The sequence below is a fragment of the Anaeroplasma bactoclasticum genome (genome assembly GCF_003550015.1).
Taxonomy (GTDB): domain Bacteria; phylum Bacillota_I; class Bacilli_A; order Acholeplasmatales; family Anaeroplasmataceae; genus Anaeroplasma; species Anaeroplasma bactoclasticum.
Genome location: NZ_QXEV01000052.1, coordinates 1 through 5039 on the forward strand (window position 1 = coordinate 1; position 5039 = coordinate 5039).

Genomic DNA, 5039 nt, shown 5'->3' on the forward strand with positions numbered 1-5039 from the left:
CAGTTATCTTTGAAAACTTCCTGAATGGTAATATGATTATTTTCTTTTCTAGCGTAAGCAAGATTATTAAGTTTATTATATTCATTTTCATAAACATCCTGTCCAGCTTTAGCAGCATCTAAAAGAAGATGAGAAAGGTATCCTCTTTTAGCGTGAACATAATAAGGGTTAGATTTAATTTCTAAAGGTAAATAATCAGTTACGATAGAAGCCATAAAATCACCACTATCTATAATACAGGAAAAAAGCCAAAACAAAAAGAGGGCAACGCCCTCTTAGAAGAATGGCAGAAAGATTTCTAATCTTTTGACATTCTATTTTTTATTATTATCAAAATAAAAAGTAAAATACACTTTTCATTTGAAAAGCATGCTTTACTTTATGTGAAAATTAATGAAATTATTATGTTAAAATCACTTAATTTAACAATAAAAGTGTGCTATAGTGAAGGTGAAAGGGGGAATCTATATGTCAATATTCTCATCCATATTTAAAGGCATATGTGTTTTGGCAGATATGTATAAGGAAAGGAAGAAGAAAATATCTAAAAATGTAATATTACATGAAGATATTATTTATGGCCCAGATAAAGATATTCATCAATTAGATATTTACATTCCAAAAAATTATAGTGGTAAGATTCCAGTCTTTCTATCGGTTCATGGTGGTGGATGGGTATATGGAGATAGAAGTGTATCTCACCCATATTGCCAGTATGTTTGTGAAAAAGGATTTGCAGTAATTAATTTTAATTATCATTTAGCACCAAAGTATCATTTCCCAAAGCCTATTGAGGATTTAAACTATGTTGTAGATTATGTTTTAAAGCATAAAGAAGAATATAATTTTGATATAGATAATATCTTTTTAGTTGGTGAATCTGCAGGAGCTCATATCGCAATGATTTATACAAATATTTGTACAAATGAAGATTATGCAAAGGAATTTGATTTTAAGGTGCCAGAAGGTTTTTCTCCTCGTGCTTTAGTTATGAACTGTGGAATGGTAAATGCGAAATTGGCATTTTGTAATCATGATTTAATATCTTGGTTTACAAGACATTTATTGTGTGACTTTTATGGTAAAAAGATGCTAGAGGAAAAGGAAATTAAAAGAATAGATCCTATGGATAATATTTCAAAGAATTTTCCACATGCAGTTTTTACAACAGGTAAAGGAGATATTTTAAATTATCAGGCAAAATCCTTAGAGAAGAGGTTAACTGAATTAAATATGAAGCATACATTCAAAGAATATGGTAAAAGTGGTATTAATACACCACATGTATTCCATTTATCCATAAAGAATAAGTATGCAAAAATGTGTAATGATTTTCAAACTTCTTATTTAAAATCCTTAATATTAAATAAATAATGTCATAAATTGACATATTTTGTGATAAAATGGATTTAAAGGAGGTGTATCATGAATATATTTTCTCTAGTCTATAATCGAGTATTTCAAGGGGTTATAAAGGTATTACAGAAAATGATTCATTTTTCTATTCCTAAGGTTTATGAGTCTATTGATGAAATTCCATATATATTAAAAGAAAGAGGCTTTAAAAAGCCAATTATTGTTGTATCAAATTCCGTATCTAAAAGCGAAAGATTTATCCAGTTTAATGAGAATTTAAAGAATCATGACATCGCTGGCTGTGTTTATACAGGTGTATCATCAGATCCAACGATTAAATCTATTGATGTCCTTGCTGGGTTTTATAGAGCCCAAGGTTGTGATTCTATTATTGCGATAGGTGGAGGATCAGTAATTGATGCATCTAAAGCAATGGGAATATTAATTAAATACCCAAAGAAGAGTTTAAAAAGCTTTAAGGGTGTATTAAAGGTACATAAAAATCTTCCATTCTTTATTGCAGTACCTACAACTGCAGGTACAGGTAGCGAGGCTACTATCGCAAGTGTCGTAACTGATTCTGAAAGAAATGATAAATATGCGATTAGTGATGGCCATTTAGTTCCGGATATTGCTATATTAGATGATACATTATTAACTTTTCTTCCATCCCATATCATAGCTCAAACTGGTATGGATGCATATACTCATGCACTGGAAGCCTTTATTGGTAGAAATGGAAATAAATTTACAAATGATAATGCATTAATGGCATTAAAGCTAATTAAAAAAAATTTATATGATTTTTATTTAGATAATGGAAATGCAAAAGCGAGAAAGAATATGCTATATGCATCCTATTATGCAGGATTAGCATTTACTAGAGCTTATGTTGGATATGTGCACTCCTTAGCTCATGCGGTTGGAGGAATGTATCATAAGCCTCATGGATATACTATTGCTATCCTTTTACCATATGTACTTGAGGCTTATGGGAATAAGGCATATAAGAAGCTTTCTATTGTATCAGATACATTAGGTATATCGGATTCTTCTACGAGCGAAGAAGAAAAGGCAAAGGCTTTAATTTTATGGATTAGAAATCTAAATAAGGATTTAGGAATACCTAATGACTTTAATGGACTAATCAAGGATAAGGATTTAGAAGCTCTCTCCTTACATGCAGCTAAAGAAGCAAATCCTTGGTATCCTGTACCAAAGGAATTAACAAAAAAAGAATTAAAGATGATTTTAGTTAAAGCAAATAAGAATAATTTGGAATAGAAACACAAGCTTTTAAAGTTTGTGTTTTCTTTTCTATTTGGTGTATAATACATTTTGTTGGTGATTGTTATGGAAAATATATGTAAAAAAGAAAAATTACATAAAATAGATTTTTTATATATAGCCTCTATGGTTTTATTTTTTATTGGCTGGGGTGCATTAAGAAGCCCTATTTTAAATTTGAAATATGATCAAGATTCTTTATATATGGATTTATGGTTTATGGCTATATCTACCTATTCCTTTGGAGCACTTTTATGCTATTTTATAGGAATATTTAAAATAAAAAAGTATAACGCTAATGAAAAAGTCAACATTCAAGATTATAAGTATAAAATAAATCATTATTATGGATTATTTAATTTCTTATTAATATTCCCACTAGATTTTGGTTTATTATTCATGATGTTAACTTATGATTTATGTCCTGCGCATTATAGTAGTATTCTTTTATATTTGGGATTAGCTATAATCTTTTTATTATTCTTTATTCTAAGATCTACAAAATTTAAAAGAATAGAACATATGGGACTTAGATCCTTTGATTTTAATGCATTCTTATATTATTTATATGCAGCATTTATGCTTACATTAAATGTATTAGGTATAAAGATGGATATTGTTTGGATGAGAGTAGTAATATTTATTAATTTTATTATTACTAATTTTAGTGTTTATTATCCTGTTAAAGCGATGGTTTATGCTAAAGATAAGGAAGAATATAATCCAATTAAAACGGTATATAAGTTTGTAAGAAGAATGATAGATAAAAGAATTTTCTTTTTTGTTGGATTAGCTTTTACCATTTTATTAGGATTATTCTATTGGATAGGTGGAGTATCTACTGTAAATGATCAGATTCTTAATATTTATTTTATCATCGCATTATTCTATTTTGGTCTTGCGACATTAAGATTTTTTAATTATTTTTGGAAAAAGGAAATAGATAAAAATAATATAGAAGAGGATCATAAATTTAAATCATTATGTAAGATTAGCATATATAATTCTATAGTCACATTAGTCTTAACTATTTTACTTGGTGGTTTATTGATTTATATTTTTAATGATAGCTTAAAAAAAGAAAACCAAAGCTGGTTTATCTTTGTACAGGCAGGCTTTGTTGGATTTCGAATGGTATTTTTAATTATGGATATTATAAAAGCAAATAAATGCCAAAATCCATATGATATAGCAATCGCAGAGGGTAGTGCATTATCCACTTCCGTGATGGTATTTTCTATAATATTATCCTTGAATTTATATTTTGGATTTAATGAATATCATAAGTGGCTATCCATCATTTTAGTATTTATTATATTAACTTCAGGTTTATTTATTACAATTCATGAGCTTACTTTAGGAATACTTGGGTTAAAAGGAAAGCTTAAGGTAAAAAAAGAGGAGGAATTCTAATGGAAATCAAAGAAGGATATATCGATTATTTAAACTATAAAACATATTATCGTATTGTAAATCCGAAAGGGAAAAAGACTCCCCTATTAATGCTTCATGGTGGGCCTGGATCTACTCATAATTCCTTTGAGCTTTTTGATGAAATGGCTATTTTAGATGATCGACCAATCATTATGTATGATCAAATAGGTTCTGGTAAAAGTATGATTGAAAAGAATCATTTAGAGCTATGGAAGAAAGAAACATGGGTTAATGAGCTTATCAATTTAAGAGAAAAGCTTAATTTAAAAGAAATTCATTTACTTGGTCATTCCTGGGGTGGAATGCTATCAATTATTTATTTATGTGATTATAATCCTAAAGGAATTAAATCAGTAACATTATCCTCTACTTTATCTAGTGTTAAGCTTTGGAATAAAGAAACACATAGGTTAATAGGACTACTAGATGAAAATATTCAAAAGGATATTAAAGAGCTAGAAGAAAAGAATGATTTTGAAAGTGATAAGGCAAAATATGCGATGGATTATTATTTTCATAAATTTGTATTTGGTCCATGGGATAAAAATAAAGAACCGGAGTGCTTAACAAGAATAAAGCCAGATTCTAGTGAATCCTATATAGCAGCATGGGGGAAAAGTGAATTTGCCCCATCGGGCACTTTGCATGATTATGAATATACAGAAAAGCTAAAGAATATTAATGTTCCTGTTTTATTTCAAAGTGGAGCAAATGATGAATCAACTCCTTATCAAAATAAAATAATGTATGATGAAATTAAAACCAAAAAGGTTTGGCATATTTATCCAAATAGTAGGCATATGACCTATTATGAGGATCATGATTTATACATTTCAAACTTAATGAATTTTCTAAATTCATGTGACTAATCATTATTACATTTTGTAATCTTATTATTGTGAAACGTTTACAAGAATTAATTCTTTAAAATTCACATTGTTTTTGTTTTTTCTATGTTAAAA

The 5039-nt window shown here is 28.3% G+C and carries 5 protein-coding genes; 4 read left to right on the top strand and 1 reads right to left on the bottom strand.

Annotation, left to right across the window (positions count from 1 at the left end; all coding sequences use genetic code 11):
* Window positions 1-257: hypothetical protein (locus EI71_RS09935; RefSeq protein ID WP_211321113.1), on the bottom strand; the 257-nt coding region annotated here is incomplete at its 3' end.
* 211 nt (window positions 258-468) lie between these two features.
* Here EI71_RS09935 and EI71_RS09940 point away from each other — a divergent pair.
* The 4 genes from EI71_RS09940 (at window position 469) to EI71_RS09955 (ending at window position 4946) form a co-directional block, all read left to right on the top strand.
* Entirely contained in the window at window positions 469-1374 is a 906-nt protein-coding gene (locus EI71_RS09940) for an alpha/beta hydrolase (RefSeq protein ID WP_119017068.1), read from the top strand.
* 51 nt (window positions 1375-1425) lie between these two features.
* Window positions 1426-2640, top strand: coding sequence for an iron-containing alcohol dehydrogenase (locus EI71_RS09945; protein ID WP_119017069.1), 1215 nt, complete (start codon window positions 1426-1428; stop codon window positions 2638-2640).
* Window positions 2641-2709: 69 nt separating this feature from the next.
* Window positions 2710-4056 (top strand): hypothetical protein, encoded by a 1347-nt coding sequence (locus EI71_RS09950; RefSeq protein WP_119017070.1) that lies wholly within the window; start codon window positions 2710-2712, stop codon window positions 4054-4056.
* Entirely contained in the window at window positions 4056-4946 is an 891-nt protein-coding gene (locus tag EI71_RS09955; protein ID WP_119017071.1) for a proline iminopeptidase-family hydrolase, read from the top strand. Before EI71_RS09950 ends, EI71_RS09955 begins: the two co-directional genes overlap by 1 nt.
* The last annotated feature ends 93 nt before the right edge of the window (window positions 4947-5039 follow it).

Coding starts and splice junctions, on each gene's coding strand:
- EI71_RS09940 (WP_119017068.1), top strand. CDS start 469: ATGTCAATATTCTCATCCATATTTAAAGGCATATGTGTTTTGGCAGAT.
- EI71_RS09945 (WP_119017069.1), top strand. CDS start 1,426: ATGAATATATTTTCTCTAGTCTATAATCGAGTATTTCAAGGGGTTATA.
- EI71_RS09950 (WP_119017070.1), top strand. CDS start 2,710: ATGGAAAATATATGTAAAAAAGAAAAATTACATAAAATAGATTTTTTA.
- EI71_RS09955 (WP_119017071.1), top strand. CDS start 4,056: ATGGAAATCAAAGAAGGATATATCGATTATTTAAACTATAAAACATAT.